Annotated in this window: 16 protein-coding genes; 10 read left to right on the top strand and 6 right to left on the bottom strand. The window is 56.2% G+C overall.

Going from position 1 to position 15,503, the window contains the following annotated elements; translation table 11 throughout:
- Window positions 1–2: 2 nt before the first annotated feature.
- The 6 genes from WG622_RS14425 (at window position 3) to WG622_RS14400 (ending at window position 5,645) form a co-directional block, all read left to right on the top strand.
- Window positions 3–1,166, top strand: coding sequence for an acyl-CoA dehydrogenase family protein (locus WG622_RS14425; RefSeq protein ID WP_339404255.1), 1,164 nt, complete (start codon window positions 3–5; stop codon window positions 1,164–1,166).
- Window positions 1,163–2,281 (top strand): CaiB/BaiF CoA transferase family protein, encoded by a 1,119-nt coding sequence (locus WG622_RS14420; RefSeq protein WP_339404254.1) that lies wholly within the window; start codon window positions 1,163–1,165, stop codon window positions 2,279–2,281. Before WG622_RS14425 ends, WG622_RS14420 begins: the two co-directional genes overlap by 4 nt.
- Before the next feature lie 65 nt (window positions 2,282–2,346).
- Entirely contained in the window at window positions 2,347–3,960 is a 1,614-nt protein-coding gene (locus WG622_RS14415; protein ID WP_339404253.1) for a GMC family oxidoreductase, read from the top strand.
- A gap of 45 nt (window positions 3,961–4,005) precedes the next feature.
- Window positions 4,006–4,527 (top strand): GXWXG domain-containing protein, encoded by a 522-nt coding sequence (locus WG622_RS14410; RefSeq protein WP_339404252.1) that lies wholly within the window; start codon window positions 4,006–4,008, stop codon window positions 4,525–4,527.
- Between the two features lie 77 nt (window positions 4,528–4,604).
- A complete protein-coding gene (locus WG622_RS14405; RefSeq protein WP_339404251.1) occupies window positions 4,605–5,213 on the top strand; it encodes a TetR/AcrR family transcriptional regulator in 609 nt (202 codons plus the stop codon).
- Between the two features lie 165 nt (window positions 5,214–5,378).
- On the top strand, window positions 5,379–5,645 hold the full coding sequence (locus WG622_RS14400; RefSeq protein ID WP_209357617.1) for a hypothetical protein: 267 nt from the start codon (window positions 5,379–5,381) through the stop codon (window positions 5,643–5,645).
- Window positions 5,646–5,730: 85 nt separating this feature from the next.
- Here WG622_RS14400 and WG622_RS14395 read toward each other — a convergent pair whose 3' ends face one another.
- The 5 genes from WG622_RS14395 to WG622_RS14375 form a co-directional block, all read right to left on the bottom strand.
- Window positions 5,731–6,396 carry a L,D-transpeptidase gene (locus WG622_RS14395; RefSeq protein WP_209357616.1) on the bottom strand — a complete coding sequence of 222 codons (666 nt, stop codon included), beginning with the start codon at window positions 6,394–6,396 and terminating at the stop codon, window positions 5,731–5,733.
- Window positions 6,397–6,608: 212 nt separating this feature from the next.
- Window positions 6,609–6,956 carry a hypothetical protein gene (locus WG622_RS14390; RefSeq protein WP_209357615.1) on the bottom strand — a complete coding sequence of 116 codons (348 nt, stop codon included), beginning with the start codon at window positions 6,954–6,956 and terminating at the stop codon, window positions 6,609–6,611.
- 12 nt (window positions 6,957–6,968) lie between these two features.
- Window positions 6,969–7,592 (bottom strand): hypothetical protein, encoded by a 624-nt coding sequence (locus WG622_RS14385; RefSeq protein ID WP_339404250.1) that lies wholly within the window; start codon window positions 7,590–7,592, stop codon window positions 6,969–6,971.
- 8 nt (window positions 7,593–7,600) lie between these two features.
- Window positions 7,601–9,847, bottom strand: a complete 2,247-nt coding sequence (locus WG622_RS14380; protein WP_339404249.1) for a xanthine dehydrogenase family protein molybdopterin-binding subunit — start codon at window positions 9,845–9,847, stop codon at window positions 7,601–7,603.
- Window positions 9,848–9,849: 2 nt separating this feature from the next.
- On the bottom strand, window positions 9,850–10,311 hold the full coding sequence (locus tag WG622_RS14375) for a (2Fe-2S)-binding protein (protein ID WP_209357612.1): 462 nt from the start codon (window positions 10,309–10,311) through the stop codon (window positions 9,850–9,852).
- A 102-nt stretch (window positions 10,312–10,413) separates the two neighbouring features.
- Here WG622_RS14375 and WG622_RS14370 point away from each other — a divergent pair, with 102 nt between their 5' ends.
- The 3 genes from WG622_RS14370 to WG622_RS14360 all read left to right on the top strand — a co-directional run bounded on the left by WG622_RS14370 (window position 10,414) and on the right by WG622_RS14360 (window position 12,870).
- Window positions 10,414–10,974 (top strand): TetR/AcrR family transcriptional regulator, encoded by a 561-nt coding sequence (locus WG622_RS14370; RefSeq protein WP_339404248.1) that lies wholly within the window; start codon window positions 10,414–10,416, stop codon window positions 10,972–10,974.
- Between the two features lie 124 nt (window positions 10,975–11,098).
- Window positions 11,099–12,064 (top strand): KpsF/GutQ family sugar-phosphate isomerase, encoded by a 966-nt coding sequence (locus tag WG622_RS14365; RefSeq protein WP_339404247.1) that lies wholly within the window; start codon window positions 11,099–11,101, stop codon window positions 12,062–12,064.
- An 11-nt stretch (window positions 12,065–12,075) separates the two neighbouring features.
- Window positions 12,076–12,870, top strand: a complete 795-nt coding sequence (locus WG622_RS14360) for a 3-deoxy-manno-octulosonate cytidylyltransferase (RefSeq protein ID WP_339404246.1) — start codon at window positions 12,076–12,078, stop codon at window positions 12,868–12,870.
- A 42-nt stretch (window positions 12,871–12,912) separates the two neighbouring features.
- Here the strand turns inward: WG622_RS14360 and WG622_RS14355 are convergent, their stop codons facing one another.
- Window positions 12,913–13,797, bottom strand: coding sequence for a UTP--glucose-1-phosphate uridylyltransferase (locus tag WG622_RS14355; RefSeq protein WP_339404245.1), 885 nt, complete (start codon window positions 13,795–13,797; stop codon window positions 12,913–12,915).
- Window positions 13,798–14,011: 214 nt separating this feature from the next.
- On the opposite strand from WG622_RS14355, the gene WG622_RS14350 reads away from it, so the two are divergent.
- Window positions 14,012–15,172, top strand: a complete 1,161-nt coding sequence (locus WG622_RS14350; protein ID WP_339404244.1) for an acetyl-CoA acetyltransferase — start codon at window positions 14,012–14,014, stop codon at window positions 15,170–15,172.
- The last annotated feature ends 331 nt before the right edge of the window (window positions 15,173–15,503 follow it).

The following is a 15,503-nucleotide window of genomic DNA, read 5'->3' as shown; positions in this document are numbered from 1 at the left end:
GCATGATGATCCCACGCGACCTTTACGAAGAAGAGCACGAGATCTTTCGCAACTCGGTTGTGAAATGGTGTGAGGAGCATATCGTTCCTCATGCCGAGCAATGGTTGGCCGATGGTCAGGTTAGCAAAGAGGTGTGGAAAGCGGCCGGAGAGGCTGGGTTCCTCGCCATGTATGCAGATGAGTCCTATGGCGGTCTGGGCGTGGATGATTTCCGCTATGACCAGATTCTGATGGAAGAGATCACCAAATATAGCTCGGGTCTTTTCCTGCCGCTGCACAACCGCATCGTGGGGCCGTATTTCCAGAAATTCGGCACCAAGGAACAGAAAGATCGGCTGATGCCGGGGATCGTTTCTGGCGACAAGATCCTTGCGATTGCGATCACTGAACCTGGCACCGGGTCAGATATGGCGGGTATTCGCACGCGTGCTGAGGACAAGGGCGATCATTGGGTTCTGAATGGCTCTAAGACCTATATTTCCAATGGCCTGATTTCTGATGTGGTTCTGGTTGCGGCGCGCACCCACCCTGACAATCCGCACGCCATGGGCCTCTTTATCGTCGAAGCCGGCATGGAGGGTTTTCAGCGCGGGCGTAAGCTCAAGAAACTGGGCCTGCATGCGCAGGATACGGCAGAGCTCTTCTTTGAGGATGTGAAGATCCCGAAAGCGAATGTTCTGGGCGACCCCTATAAGGGTTTCAAATACATGATGTCGGGTCTTGCCGAAGAACGCCTTGCAGGGGCTGCGGCCTTCATGGGCCGCGCCGAGCGCGCCTTTGAGGTGACGATGGACTATATCACCGAGCGCAAGGCTTTCGGTAAACCCATCGGCACGTTTCAGAACAGCCGTTTCAAGATGGCCGAGATGCGTACAGAGCTGGATATGGGCTGGGTTTTTACCGACCACTGCACCAAGCTGCATCTGCAAGGCAAGCTGAGCGCTGAAGTGGCGGCTGAGGCCAAGCTCAAGACGTCTGAAATCGAAGCGCGTGTGGTGGATGATTGCTTGCAGCTACATGGCGGCGCGGGCTTCATGGATGAATACGAGATCTCGCGGCTATACGCGGATGCGCGGATCAGCCGGATCTATGCAGGCACCTCTGAAATCATGAAAGAGATCATTGGCCGAGGCCTTGGTCTGGATGATCGGGGCGCAGGCCGATGAGCACACCGCTTGAGGGCATAAAAGTTGTCGAGTTCACAGGGATCGGACCTGCACCCCTGGCAGGCCAATTGCTGGCGGATATGGGCGCGGATGTCATCACAATTGACCGCAAAAGCGCCAAGCCGGACCCCACCGATGTGAACCGGCGCGGCAAACGCTCGCTTGCGATTGATCTGAAGACGGCCGAAGGCAAGCGGGTTGTCCTTCAGCTTTTGAAAAGCGCCGATGTGCTGATCGAAGGTTTCCGCCCCGGCGTGATGGAGAAACTGGGTCTGGGGCCTGAGGACACGGGGGATCACCTGATCTATGGCCGCATGACTGGCTGGGGCCAGGACGGCCCAGCGGCACAGACTGCGGGCCATGATATGAACTATCTCGCGCTCACCGGGACGCTCAATATGTTCGGAGCGCCCGGGAAACCGCCACATTCGGCGCTGAACTACGTGGCAGACTACGGCGGCGGCTCGATGTTTCTGGTCTTCGGCATTCTGGCCGCTTTGATCGAGAAGTCACGTTCTGGCAAAGGTCAGGTCGTTGATGCGGCCATGGTGGATGGTGTGGCCGCGATGGGTGGCTTGATCAATATGCTGATTGCCAAGGGCATGGCAGGCGAAACCCGAGGGCAGAATTTTCTGGATGGGTCGGCGCCGTTCTATCGCACCTATGAATGTGCGGACGGGCAACATGTTGCTGTCGGCTGCATCGAGCCTCAGTTCTTTGCAGAGTTCCTGCGGCTTGCGGGTCTGCCGCCAGAGGATGCCAAAAATCAACAGAACCCCAAACATTGGCCGGATATGCACGCGCGCTATGCCGCCCATTTCCAAACCAAATCACGAGATGAATGGACCGCGGTCTTTGAGACCTCGGATGCTTGTGTGACGCCAGTATTGAAGTTGAGGGAGGCTTCAACGCATCCACATATGGCGGAGCGCGGCGTTTTTCAAACGATCGACGGCACCATTCACCCGGCACCCGCACCTCGGTTCAGCCGATCCGTCGCGCGGGTGCCTCAGTCTCCGGCGGGATCAGGGGAGGATTCCGTCGGAGTGTTGAGGGAATGCGGATTTGACTTGGCAGAGATTGAGCAGCTTCAAAAGAAAGGCATACTGACCTAAGCATCACCTGTTTTTCAGGCTTCAAAAGATCGCAGGCCGCGTGCCAAAGCGGAGGGTAAAACAACATGGAATTTGACTATGTCATCGTTGGCGGCGGCTCGGCAGGGGCGACCCTTGCATCGCGCTTGTCCGAAGACCCAAAGGTCTCTGTTTGTTTGCTTGAAGCCGGGGGCGAAGGGAAATCGCTTTTCGTTCGGGTGCCGTCTTTGGTCATTGGCGCTGTGCACGGCGGTCGTTTGACCAATCTGAACTGGGGTTTTGAAACAGTGCCACAGCCTGGGCTGAACGGGCGTGTGGGCTATCAGCCGCGCGGCAAAGGGTTGGGCGGCAGCTCTGCCATCAACGCGATGATCTATATTCGCGGGAACCCTCGTGATTATGACAATTGGGCCGCCAATGGGTGCGACGGCTGGGGCTGGTCGGACGTGCTGCCCTATTTCAAGAAGTCCGAGCGCAATATGCGCGGTGGGGATGATTTGCACGGCTCTGACGGCCCGTTGCATGTTTCGGATTTGCCAACGCCCTATGCGATCAATGACGATTTCCTAGAGGCTTGCGAGGCGGTTCAGCTTCGGCGTACCCATGATTTCAATGGGCCCGAGCAACAGGGTGCCGGGATGTATCAGGTCACCCAGTTCCACAACGAACGGCGCGGCCAGCGCTGTTCTGCGGCGGCGGCCTATCTGCATCCCAACATGGAGCGCAGCTCTCTGCATGTGATTACCAAGGCGCATGCGCAGGAGTTGGTGATTGAAGACGGGCGTGCGACGGGTGTGAAGTATTACGCGGGCAGCCAGCTCAAGACGGTCTCGGCGCGCGCCGAAGTCATCGTCTGTGCTGGCGCGTTCCAGTCGCCTCAGCTTTTGTTGGCATCGGGCATTGGCCCGGCGGAGGATTTGAAAGCTCTGGGCATCGAAGTGAAAGCGGATCGCGCGCAGGTGGGTCAAAACCTGCAAGACCACGTCGACGTCACCATGGGCTATAAGGTCAATCGCCCAGATGTGATGGGGATTTCCCCGCAAACCGTATGGCGGTCTCTGCGCGACATCAGGACCTATCGGCGGCGCGGGCATGGGTTCTGGTCGTCCAATATCGCCGAGTCTGGCGCGTTTTTCTCGGTTGAAAGCGAGGCGGATTGGCCGGATATCCAGCTGCATTTCGGTGTGGGGTGCATTCAGGATCACGGGCGCAAATTTCTACCGGGACATGGGATCTCGGTTCATGTCTGCATCTTGCGGCCGGAAAGCCGTGGCAGCGTGCGCTTGGCCTCCGCAGACATGCGCGACGCGCCTGTGATTGATCCGCGCTTCCTTGAGTCGGACGCCGATTTCCGCCGCTTGAAAGCCGGATTGAAAAAGACGCAAGAGATCATGAAAAGCGCGCCGATTAACAAGGCCGTCGTGAAAGAGCTGGTCTTCGGAGACATCACGGATGAAGCAAAGCTGGATCACGCGATCCGCGATTTGGCGGATACAGTTTATCACCCTGTGGGCACCTGCCGCATGGGTTCGGATGAGGATGCCGTTCTGGACACGAGGCTGCGGGTGCGGGGCGTTCAGGGGCTTCGCGTCGTGGACGCTTCGGTGATGCCAAATCTGATCAGCGGCAACACCAACGCGCCCACGATCATGATCGCAGAAAAAGCCGCTGATATGATCATAGAGGACGCTCGGATCTAGGGGTGACCTGCACAGATGACGTTACGGGGAGTAAGGAACGAAACCATGCCAAAGCAGAACGATAAGATGACCACCGAAGAGGCCATGGCCCTGTTTGACAGCCTACCGCCCGCGACCCAAGAGCAAATGCTCGGGCGCTGGCATGGCGAGGGCGTGGATACGGATCACGATATGGATGGGATGCTGGAAAGCTCTTATTGGTATGGCAAGTCTTTTGAGGGCCCCGATGCGGTGCATCCTTTGGTACATAAGGTGCCTTTGTGGGGGAAAGTCTCGGTCAACCCGGCGCTCTTGCCGATCAAACTTTCGACCTATCTGCCGCTACGGGATATTCTGGCGCCTGTCCTGTTTCCAATCCTTGTACCTCTGATCCGCACGAGTAAGCCCAAAGCGCGCCTGCGTACCATCAGTTTCCGCGGACGTCAGCATGCGGCCATGTGTTACGATGCAAAGCCCATCAATGATGTCTTCGCCTCGCTTGGGCCTGACTCTGTTTTGGGCTGGATGGATTTCAAAGGCATGGATCAACCTTATTTCTTTAAGCTGCACCGCGAGAAGATCGACTGACGGACCGATCAATGATTGCAGCGCCCCGCGAAGACAGGCAAAACCGAAGATGACAACGATGGGACAGACTTAAAACGATGAACGCAGCAAGAGACAGACTGTATTCGGCGGCTTTGAAGATTTTCGCCGAGAAACGGAACAAAGGCGTTTCGGTGTCTGAGCTTGCCCGTGAGGCGAATGTCGCGCGCAGTACCATCTATAATCTGATCCCGGACATGGACACGTTGTTTTCTGAGGTTGCCAATCAGGTGACCGAGCAGTTCAACGAAAAGCTGATGGCGCTTTTGGAAGGTGTCGAAGATCCAGCGATCCAATTGACCTATGCCTTGGCTTTTCCGCTGGAAGAGTTTCACAACGACCCACAGGTTGGCCGCTTCGTGACAGAGTTCGCTCTGCGCGAAAGCCAGCTTAAGAAATACTGGTTTGGTGTTCCTGAAAAGGCATTGATGACTGGGATTGAAAGTGGTCGCTTTGTGATTTCCAAGTCCGAAGTCACGGTGTTTCGGGCGCAGATGGCCGGCGGTCTTCTCAGCACGATGCTTTTGATCCAAGACGGTCAGGTCGGCTGGCGCGAGGCTGCGCATAATTTCGCGATGTTGCAATTGCGCGCGCTTGGGATGTCTGATGCCGAAGCCCGAGCGATCACCGAACAGCTCTCTATGGCGCGTGAAAGCGAAAGCATCTGAGTACGTTGATTGCCAGTGAACTGGAAACAATGAGCCACTTGATTGTCGATTAACGGTAGCTTGGCCCGTGCAATACACCGTTTTTCTGGAAAAGTTGATCCTGTCTTCAAAGTCTCTAGTGTCTTTTCCCGGTGGCAGGCGCGCAATTTGATGAGGAAAACTCCGATGATCCAGAAATGGCTTGTACCTGTGATATGCGTGTTTGCCGTTGGCGCTTGTACGGATGCTGCCAATCAGGCGAGTTCAAGTAACGACCGTCCAGCCTCGGCGGAATTGGCGCGACTGGCTGCCCCGGGTCAGGATCTAAGCCGGATCAAGATTGACCCATCCAATGGCTGCTATCTCTATCGCTATCGCGGACCGATTGAGACGACCTATTTGCCGGTGCGCACTGCCAATGGCAATCCGATCTGCACGCGAGCGCAGAGCTAGGGCGCGCACACTTTAAGGTAACGAAACAAAAAGGCCGCCGATCCATTTGGATCCGCGGCTCTTTCTTTGGGCTATGAATTTCGGCCTAGCTGCGGGCCGTGACAGTCGGATCAGGCGAATAAAAATGTGCCCGAACGCCGAGGTCTACATTCTCGTAGAGGTGGTTGATATGTGCCATCACCATGCGCACGCAGCCAGAGCTTGCCCTCAGGCCGATAGACCGAGGCGTCGGCGTACCATGAATACGCAGATAAGTGTCGCGATTGCCGCGATAGAGGTAGAGCGCGCGTGACCCCAACGGATTGTCTGGGCCACCGTTCATACCGCCAGCGTGCTGTTTATACTTGTGAGGCTCGCGTTTGATCATCGCAGCAGTTGGGGTCCAAACTGGCCATTTGGCCTTGCGACGGATGGTGTAGACGCCCGGTGTGTAGAGGTCTCCGCGGGCGATCGCGACGCCATAGCGCATCGCCGTGCCGTCGTTTCCGATGTGGTAGAGATAGCGGGCCACCGCATCGACGTGAATGTCTCCGGGCGAGAGCCCATCGTTCACCCGGACTTTTTGCGGCAGAAAGCGCGCGTGCAGGTCCCAGGGGTTGGTTTTGTAAGGATCGAAGTTTGCAGGAGTCACCTGTGCGTCCCATGCATCCCACATGGATCGGCGTGTCACAGGCGCAGCCATAACCGGCGCCGAAATAGGCGCGGAAAACAAAGCAGCGCTCGAGATCATAAATGTTCTGCGATTAAACATCTTTACAATAGCCTCATACACAGGCCCCAACCGAGCCCAACATCCGTTATTTTGTTAATATTTGGCTACTAAATTTCCCGTGATCCGCTCCGGAAGTGCCTTTGTGTCTTGATTGAGTGACACTTGAAAGCTCGGTTGTTTCCCTGCCGGATACAAAAAACGCGGACCTCGGCGAGAGGCCCGCGATTTGAAGATAATGCAGAGTGGCGTGTTTACGCCGCGACGGGGCGGCTTCGCCAGAGTGCTCCAAAGAGGGCCAGGACGGTAAGCCAGTCCAGAGCGACAATGGTCAGGTAAATCCAAGTAGGAACCGACGGTGTTGTCCAGGCAGAGGAAAGCGCCACGAGGCTTCCGACCATCATCAAGAGGAAGACAACATAGGCCAGCCAGCGCCATCCCTGAAGCAGCCCGTAGGCAAAACCAAGGTAGACAATTCCCGCGGGCACGAGCACCAGTGCTCCGCTTGCGAAGCCACTGACAAACAGCGCCAGAAGATGGACGAGACCGCTGAGTGCCACGAAGAGGGCACCGACACGATATGGACCTTTTGCATCAATCATTTTCTCAATTCCTTAATTATCGCTGTGGCAAGGGTATCCGGCGACGCCCCATGCCAAAATGTCATCTACATGTTCCTGCAGGCTATAAGGCGCGGGTTCGCGGCCTCCGCCCGGGTTCCAGGCCCAATGCAGGATCAAATCGTGATCCAGGTGGCTGGCCAGATCCAGATAGTCGCGGTCCCCGTTCAGTTCCGGGTCGCGCAATTGGGTGCAGATCTCGTTCGAGGACTTGCCGAACCAGTCCGCTTCTACAGGAGCCAGTTGCCAGTTCATGGCAACTTGCGGTGCCATATGAGGTGCGTCATTCGCGCCTTCGTTATAGGCGTGACAGGTCGAGCAGAGCAGGAACTCTGCGCCGATCCGGCTTTCGCCAGCGCGGATGTTCATGCCATGCACGCGGGTCTTGCCATAGGCCGGGCCGGACCACATCGGGCGATCACTTTCGCCGGTGTGGCAGTTGGCACAGCGTGGGTGGGACGCGACTTCGTAGACGCGATCCCAAGCCGCGAGGCCTTCTTCCAAGGACACAGACGCAGGTGGATTGATCGTGACGTTTTCACCCTCTTCGCCAGCGGCGAAGGCAGATGTCGACAGGCAGAGCGCCAAAGCGATGCCAGAGATAAGTGTCTTTGTCATAGCTGGCCTCACACGAAGTCTACGAATTTGTTGAACGGCATTTCGCGCAGGCGCTGACCTGTCGCCGCGAAGATTGCGTTGCCAAGCGCAGGCGCTGCTGGCGGCACCGGAGGCTCTCCGAACCCGCGAACCTTCTCCATATTCTCCAAGGCTTTGAAGTGGATTGGAGGACATTGCCAGATGCGCATGGCTTCGTGGTCGTAGTAGTTCTCTTGCTGCGCCACACCATCTGCGTAGGTGATTTCGCAGTTGATCGCGTGACCAAGGCCAAAGACCGTGCCGCCAGTGGCGAGGTTGTCGAGGTTGTTCGGATCGATCACCACGCCCACGTCGGCAGCCACCCAGACTTCGTCTAGTTTGATGCCTGCAGGTGTGTTGGTGACTTGAACAACGGTTGCAACTGGTACACCGAAGCTGAAGCCATAGGCGACCCCACGGCCGGTGTTTGGTCCGACCTTGTGGCCGTTCCAGGAACACATCTCAGCCGCGGTTTCCAGAACCTTCACCGATTGGCCGTGGCCCATCAGCCTGATGCGTTCCAGCATTGGGTCCGCACCGGCTGCGTGAATGGTCTCATCCAGCATCGTGTCATAGATGAACACGTTTGGAGCAGCACCCACAGAGCGCCAGGACGATGTTGGGGCGAGATTGTTCACGCGGAATGACCGCACCCGGTTGTTGTTCAGGTTCAGCATCGGATAATCCCATGCGCCTTCATGCAACTGGGTATCAGGCATCGGAAGGTTCATCCCCATGCGTCCCATCTGGGATGCCATCACAGAAGCCCCGCAGATATCGACATTCATCGAGACAACTTTGCCGTCTTTGTGTTTGCCGATACCGCGCCCGATTGTGATGTGGCGCGGGAAGTCCTGTGCGAAGTCTTCTTCGCGGGAATAGGTCAGTTTGACCGGCGTGCCTTTGAGTTTGGTTGCGATCTCTGCGGCCTGACGGATGTAGTCAAACTCGAGGCGGTGACCAAAGCTGCCACCGATGAACATATTGTGCAGATGCACGTTTTCGGCGTCGACCCCGCTGATTTCGGCAACCACGGTTTCGACCATCTGTTGGACTTGATGACCTGTCCAGATGTCCACACGATCATCTGTCACGAGGATCGTTGCGGTCAGAGGTTCCAGCGGCGCGTGGGCTACATAAGGAGAGCGATAGTCGCCTTTGACCTCAGTGCCTTCGGCGGTCTCAACATCGCCGACTTCACGCGCTTCGGCGTTCAGATGCTCTTCTTTGCCAATGGCCTCTTCCAGAACTTTCCAGTGTTCGGCCTGTTCCAGAGGGTAGCTTGGCTTTTCCCACTCAAAGGAAATCGTGTTCGCCGCTTTGATCGCGCGCCATGTGTTGTTGGCAATGACGGCCACGCCGTTGGTGATCTCAAAGACATCCTGAATGCCGCGCATCTGACGGGCCTCGGCCGCGTCAAAGGACTTCATCGCTGCGCCCTTGTTCGGGTTTGTCTTAACCGTCGCGTGCACCATGTTCTCGATTTCGAAATCGATGCCATATTCCAGCGTGCCTGTACACTTTGGCAGCATGTCCGTCCGGCCATGGGATTTGCCGAGGATGCGCCATTCAGAAGGCTGACGGAGTTGGACAAACCGAACCGGTTCGATCTCGGCGGCGGTGCCGGCGAGTGAAGTGTAGCTCAGCTCGGAGCCGTCGGGCAGGATCACCGCGCCTTTCGCAGTTTTGAGCTGATCTACAGGAACGCCTGACACCTGAGACGCTGCGAGCTTCAAAGTTTCGCGTGCGGTTGCGCCTGCGTTGCGCAGTTTGTCGAAAACGTCGGGCATCGCCGAAGAGCCACCGGTTGCCATCATCGGCAAAACCGCGCGCAGAGCGCCATTCACAAATCCACGTGTGCGTTCCACTGACGCGTTGTATTCATACAGTGGGATGCCGGCCATGGCATCTCCCATGCCGCCGTTGGCGTAGGCTGCACTTGGGACGCCAAAGCTGATTTCGACTTGATCCAACTCGACGTCGAGTTCCTCAGCGATCAAAGCTGCCTGGGCGGATTGAACACCCTGACCTTTGTCAGCATGGGTTGCAATCAGAGTGATCTTGTCTGAATCGATGACAACCCAAGGGTTAAAAGTGGCGGACCCGCTGGCGAGGTTCTCTTCGTTCGGGTTTTCGGAGGGTGCAAAAGCGCGATAGGTCCCGAAAGCAACTGCGCCGCCGATGGCGACAGATCCGACCAGAAAGCTACGACGTGTGATAGTACGGAGACGACCCATGATTATGCCTCCCGGATTTTCGCGGCGGCGCTGTGAACAGCGGCGCGGATGCGTGGATAGGTGCCACAGCGGCAGAGGTTGCCGCCCATGACAATGTCGATTTCTTCGTCACTTGGAGCATCGTTCATGTCTAGCAGCGCAGCGGCCTGCATGATCTGACCTGACTGACAATACCCGCATTGCGCGACCTGATTCTCGACCCAGGCTTCTTGGACGGCATGCAGTGAGGCAGGCGTTCCCAGCCCTTCGATGGTGGTGATGTCTGCGCCATCGGCAGAGGCTGCCGCGACCTGACAGCTCCGGACGGCAACGCCGTCCATATGCACGGTGCAGGCTCCGCATTGCGCAACGCCGCAGCCGTATTTCGTTCCAGTTAAACCAAGTTCATCGCGAAGAACCCAGAGCAGTGGCATGTCGTCTTCGACGTCCACTTCGTGGGATGTACCGTTGATCGTAAGTTGCATGCTAGCCTCTTTATATGCTGGCTGAGGATGTCCATGAAGGTTTGGACATTTAATGTATTTTTGTAAATTGACGGATTCCCAATGAAATGTCAAACCCAAGTTATGAATAAAAGAGAACTCAGCATCCTTGACGCCGCTCAGACGGTTTTTGCGAAATATGGGGTTTCAAAGACCACCATGGGTGACATCGCAGAGGCAGCGGGTGTGGCACGGCAAACGGTATATAATGCCTTTGCAACTAAGAATGACATTCTGCGCGCATCGGTGAGGCTTGAAACTGAGAAAACTATCGCCGAAGTCCGCGCGGCTTGGGAGAAATCTGCATCGCTGGAAGAGCGCATCGACATCTTTCACGAGGTTGGGCCTTTGCGGTGGTATGAAATTGTTCAAACATACCCGGACCTCGCCGAGCTTTTAGAAGGCCTGCATCACATTGCGGCCGAAGAGATGCAGAAGGGCCAACTGGCTTGGGAAAACATGTTCATCGAAATGTTCGAGCAGCAGGGTGTAGAAAGCGTCGATCCGGATTTGTCGCATCAGGATCTCGCGGATTTCCTGTTTTATTCGGGGAAAACCGCCAAATACGGGGCAGAATCCTCAGACCATATGCGAAAGCGGCTTCGAGCCTGCAAGATAGCCTTTTTGAATTTGGTCAAACGCTGAACGTGGTGCAGGTTTCGTTGGCGAAGCACCATCCATTTCGGCACTAGGAAATCACCAGCAATTCGTGCCAATAGAGGATCACGAACTGTTATGAGGTGGATGGGCCAAGCCATCCAGGACTTCTATGTCTGATCCAAAGACCGGCTCTGTTGAGGGCATTGCGAAACAGGCGCTTCGAAAAGAGGCGGACGCGCTTTATCAAATGGCCGAGGAACTGCCGTCGGATTTTGTGCCGGCTGTTGAGCGGATTTTGGGAATCGATGGACGTGTTGTTGTGTCTGGCGTCGGGAAATCCGGCCATATCGGGCGCAAGATCGCGGCGACATTGGCAAGCACCGGGACGCCTTCTTATTTCGTGCATGGGTCCGAGGCCAGCCATGGCGATCTGGGCATGGTGACCTCGCATGACATTTGCATACTTATCTCGAATTCTGGCGAGACCGCCGAGCTTCGAGATATCACGCTTTATACCCGCCGCTTTAATATTCCTCTGATTGCGATTTCGTCTAATCCTGACAGTGTTTTGATGCAGGCGGCAGACTACAAGCTGGCATTGCCGAAAGCGCCTGAGGTCTGCGCGATCGGTAAGGCTCCGACAACTTCAACAACGCTGACGCTCGCGCTGGGCGATGCATTGTCGGTGGCGGTGATGGAGAAACGCGGGTTTGATGCTGATCAGTTTCAGGTGTTTCACCCGGGTGGGAAACTCGGCAGCCAAATGAGCCGCGTTGCGGATCTGATGCATGGTGTGGATCAACTGCCGGTCGTGGCGCCTGATGACCCTATGGCTGAGGTGCTGCTGACGATGACATCCGGTGGGTTCGGCGTGGCCTTCGTGGTGGCGGACGGCAAGCTGGAAGGTGTCATTACAGATGGCGACCTTCGTCGCAACATGGACAGCCTGCTTGGCAAATCCGCGCGTGAGATCGCCAACACGGATCCGACCAAAATAGAGCCTGACATGCTGGCAGCCAAAGCGCTTGCGATTGTAAACGAACGTAAGATTACGGCTTTGCCTGTGGTCGATGTCTCGGGCGCGCCTGTGGGAATATTGCATGTCCATGATTTGCTGCGCGCTGGCGTGGCCTAGAGGATTTGAGCATGAAGACAGTTATCCTGATCCCGGCGCGCTATGCGTCCTCTCGCTATCCCGGCAAGCCCTTGGCGGAGCTGACCCAGAAGGACGGCACCAAGAAGTCTCTGATCCAAATGAGTTGGGAAGCCGCGATTGGTGTGGCAGGGGTCGATGCCGTCTATGTGGCAACTGATGACGATCGCATTAAAGACGCCGCCGAGGCCTTTGGGGCAGAAGTTATTATGACCTCAGAGTCCTGTGAGAATGGCACGGCGCGCTGCGCAGATGCTTTGGCTAAAGCGGGACTGGATGCGGATTTGATCGTGAACTTGCAGGGCGATGCGCCTTTGACACCCGCTTGGTTTGTCGAGGATCTCATCGCGGCAATGAAATCTGACCCAGAGGCTCAGGTCGCGACGCCTGTTTTGCAATGCGATGCTCTGACCTACGGTCACTTTGTCGAAGATCGCAAAGCTGGCCGCGTCGGAGGCACGACGGCGGTGTTCAACGCCAAAGGCCACGCGATCTATTTCTCCAAAGAGGTCTTGCCCTTTATCGATCCGGACAAGGTGCCCGACACCGACATTCCGGTCTATCACCACGTTGGCGTCTACGCCTATCGCCCCGAAGCCTTGGCGGCCTATTCTTCATGGCCTGTCAGCCAGTTGGAAACCCTAGAAGGACTCGAGCAGTTGCGGTTTCTTTATAATGACACCACAGTGCGCTGCGTCGAAGTCGAAGGCAAAGGGCGTGTGTTCTGGGAATTGAATAACCCCGAAGACGTCCCTCGCATCGAAAGCGTTCTACGCGATCTGCAGTAGGGCGGGCTTCAGCCCGCCACACCGATTACCCCGCCGCCGCGATCACAGAGTCGGCGCGATCTGTTTCAGATAGCCCGCCAGATCATCGCGCAACTCTGGCCGATCCAAAGCAAACGCCACGGTCGCCTGCAAAAACCCTGCCTTAGAGCCACAATCAAACCGCGTGCCTTCAAAGCAAAAGCCGGTCACTGGGCGCGGGCTGGCGATCTCTGCAGCAATTGCGTCGGTGAGCTGAATCTCTCCGCCGGCGCCTTTACCCACATTGTCCAATTGGCCCATGATTTCCGGCGCAAGGATATAGCGACCGATCACGGCAAGGTTTGACGGTTCCGTGCCTTTGGCAGGTTTTTCGACCATGGATTTCACTGGCAGAACTGGCCCCTTGGCGTCTTTCGCCACATCCAGAATACCGAAAGATGAGGTCTGCTCGTCCGGAACTTCCATCGCGGCCACCATATTGCCACCAATATCGGCATAGGCCTCAACCATTTGCTGAAGACATGGCTTTTCCGCGGCGATGACATCGTCGGGAAGCATAACGGCGACCGGCTCGTTTCCGATCAGGCGGCGCGCGCACCAGACCGCGTGACCAAGGCCAAGCGCCTTGTGTTGGCGCAGATATGCGATCTGGCCGGAGCCCATGTTTGTCTTTTCAAGAATATCCAAGAGTTCCGTTTTGCCTTTGGCCACAAGTTCGGCTTCAAGATTTGGGGCGCGGTCAAAATAATCCTCAAGCGCGTCCTTGCCGCGCGAGGTGACAAAGATGAAATCCTCGATCCCAGCCGCCCGGGCCTCATCAATCGCGTACTGCACCAATGGGCGATCCACGAGGGTCATGATTTCCTTTGGAACGGACTTGGTTGCAGGCAAAAACCGAGTGCCCAAACCTGCCACGGGAAAAATGGCTTTGGTGACTTTATTCTGCATCCTACTGTTCACTCTTACGAAAAGCTTTGCCTGTTGTTTTCGGGGTATATCAAGGATTGGGCCAAAACTAGTATGAAGTCGTGGAGAATTTGTGGCGGTTTTCCCCACTCGTCCGATTTGGAACGTAACGTAGCGAACCTTAAGACGCCACGTCGATACGGTTGAGAATTGCGCTGTTGCGGTTACGCTGCGGCTGCAAAATGGAGGAAATTACATGGATGCGCGCATTGTAGGCTGGGGTCACACTAAATTCGGTCGTCTCGACGAGTCGACCTTGGAAGACATGATCGTCGACGTCACCAAAGAGGCGGTGACCCATGCGGGTGTCGACTATGCAGACATTGACGGCATTTGGTTGGGTAATTTCAACGCCGGTCTGGTTCCTGATGGGTTTGCGTCCTCACTGGCGCTACATGCGGATGAAGCGTTGCGCTTTACACCGGCCACGCGGGTTGAGAATGCCTGTGCGTCGGGTGCGGCGGCGCTCTATTCTGCGCGCGCGGCCATCCAGGCGGGTCAAGCCAAAGTCGCACTTGTGATCGGGGCCGAGAAAATGACCTCGCAGACGACCGAGGGTGTTACCGAAGCTCTGGGCAGTGCCTCCTATCAAAAAGAAGAGGCGGGGACGTCTTTCCCTCAGATCTTTGCCCGTTTTGCTCAGGCCTATTTCCAAGAATATGGTGACCAATCCGCGACGCTTGCGCGTATCGCTGCGAAAAACCATGCGAATGCTCTGAACAATCCTCTGGCGCATCTGCGCAAAGATGTGGGTTTTGAAGCCTGCAATACTGTGTCCGATCGCAACCCAATCATCGCATCTCCTTTGCGCATGACGGATTGTTCCCTGATTTCCGATGGTGCAGCTGCGATCATCCTCGCGGCTGATGATGTGGCCGAAGACATGGCCCATAACATTGGGTTCCGCGCTGCGACTCATATCAATGACTATCTGCCCATGTCACGGCGTGATGTTCTGGCCTTTGAAGGTCCGTCCAAAGCGATCCATACGTCTCTAGGCGCGGCGGGTGTCACGCTGGATGATATTAGTTTTGCCGAAGTCCATGATTGCTTCACGATCGCCGAGTTGCTGATCTATGAAGCAATGGGCCTGGCTCCGAAAGGGCAGGGCGCGCGTGCCATTAACGAGGGCATGGTTCTGCCCGACGGGAAACTTCCAGTGAACGTCTCTGGTGGCCTGAAAGCAAAAGGGCATCCTGTGGGCGCAACCGGAGTGTCGATGCATGTCCTGGCCGCACAACAGCTTTCCGGCGCGGCGGGTGACATGCAATTGTCGAAGGCTAATCTGGGCATGGTGTTCAATATGGGCGGATCGGGCGTCGCGAACTTCTGCTCGATTCTTGAGAATCGCGCGTAAAGTGCACCGAATAGGCGCGCCGCGCGCATTGATTCCACGCGGCGCGCGATTTTTTGGCAAGAATTGCTCCGGATATTGAAGATTTCCTAAACATTGGCAGCCCGGCTGACCTATCGGCGCCCTCAAAACTGGCAAACATCGGCGATAAGCCAGAAATTTGTCAGATTTCTAAAAAAACCTCTTGCGCCCTCTGCGCCTTATACGTAGAACGCCCCTCACCGGAGCGGCGGCGACGCGGTTCTGGACAAATTCTTGAGGTTAGTGAGGCGGGGCGCGCCGGAAGTTAGGGCGCATCTGGTCTTGTTTGTCTCTTCGGTTGGTTTTTTAGCTG

The sequence above is a fragment of the Cognatishimia coralii genome (assembly GCF_037478305.1).
Taxonomy (GTDB): Bacteria; Pseudomonadota; Alphaproteobacteria; order Rhodobacterales; family Rhodobacteraceae; genus Cognatishimia; species Cognatishimia coralii.
The sequence above is the reverse complement of the archived record's forward strand: the minus strand, read 5'-3'. Positions and strand labels throughout refer to the sequence as shown.

What these genes read in the sequence shown, in the direction of transcription:
- WG622_RS14425 (WP_339404255.1), top strand. Translation starts at nt 3, where the DNA reads ATGATGATCCCACGCGACCTTTACGAAGAAGAGCACGAGATCTTTCGC.
- WG622_RS14420 (WP_339404254.1), top strand. Translation starts at nt 1,163, where the DNA reads ATGAGCACACCGCTTGAGGGCATAAAAGTTGTCGAGTTCACAGGGATC.
- WG622_RS14415 (WP_339404253.1), top strand. Translation starts at nt 2,347, where the DNA reads ATGGAATTTGACTATGTCATCGTTGGCGGCGGCTCGGCAGGGGCGACC.
- WG622_RS14410 (WP_339404252.1), top strand. Translation starts at nt 4,006, where the DNA reads ATGCCAAAGCAGAACGATAAGATGACCACCGAAGAGGCCATGGCCCTG.
- WG622_RS14405 (WP_339404251.1), top strand. Translation starts at nt 4,605, where the DNA reads ATGAACGCAGCAAGAGACAGACTGTATTCGGCGGCTTTGAAGATTTTC.
- WG622_RS14400 (WP_209357617.1), top strand. Translation starts at nt 5,379, where the DNA reads ATGATCCAGAAATGGCTTGTACCTGTGATATGCGTGTTTGCCGTTGGC.
- WG622_RS14395 (WP_209357616.1), bottom strand. Translation starts at nt 6,396, where the DNA reads ATGTTTAATCGCAGAACATTTATGATCTCGAGCGCTGCTTTGTTTTCC.
- WG622_RS14390 (WP_209357615.1), bottom strand. Translation starts at nt 6,956, where the DNA reads ATGATTGATGCAAAAGGTCCATATCGTGTCGGTGCCCTCTTCGTGGCA.
- WG622_RS14385 (WP_339404250.1), bottom strand. Translation starts at nt 7,592, where the DNA reads ATGACAAAGACACTTATCTCTGGCATCGCTTTGGCGCTCTGCCTGTCG.
- WG622_RS14380 (WP_339404249.1), bottom strand. Translation starts at nt 9,847, where the DNA reads ATGGGTCGTCTCCGTACTATCACACGTCGTAGCTTTCTGGTCGGATCT.
- WG622_RS14375 (WP_209357612.1), bottom strand. Translation starts at nt 10,311, where the DNA reads ATGCAACTTACGATCAACGGTACATCCCACGAAGTGGACGTCGAAGAC.
- WG622_RS14370 (WP_339404248.1), top strand. Translation starts at nt 10,414, where the DNA reads ATGAATAAAAGAGAACTCAGCATCCTTGACGCCGCTCAGACGGTTTTT.
- WG622_RS14365 (WP_339404247.1), top strand. Translation starts at nt 11,099, where the DNA reads ATGTCTGATCCAAAGACCGGCTCTGTTGAGGGCATTGCGAAACAGGCG.
- WG622_RS14360 (WP_339404246.1), top strand. Translation starts at nt 12,076, where the DNA reads ATGAAGACAGTTATCCTGATCCCGGCGCGCTATGCGTCCTCTCGCTAT.
- WG622_RS14355 (WP_339404245.1), bottom strand. Translation starts at nt 13,797, where the DNA reads ATGCAGAATAAAGTCACCAAAGCCATTTTTCCCGTGGCAGGTTTGGGC.
- WG622_RS14350 (WP_339404244.1), top strand. Translation starts at nt 14,012, where the DNA reads ATGGATGCGCGCATTGTAGGCTGGGGTCACACTAAATTCGGTCGTCTC.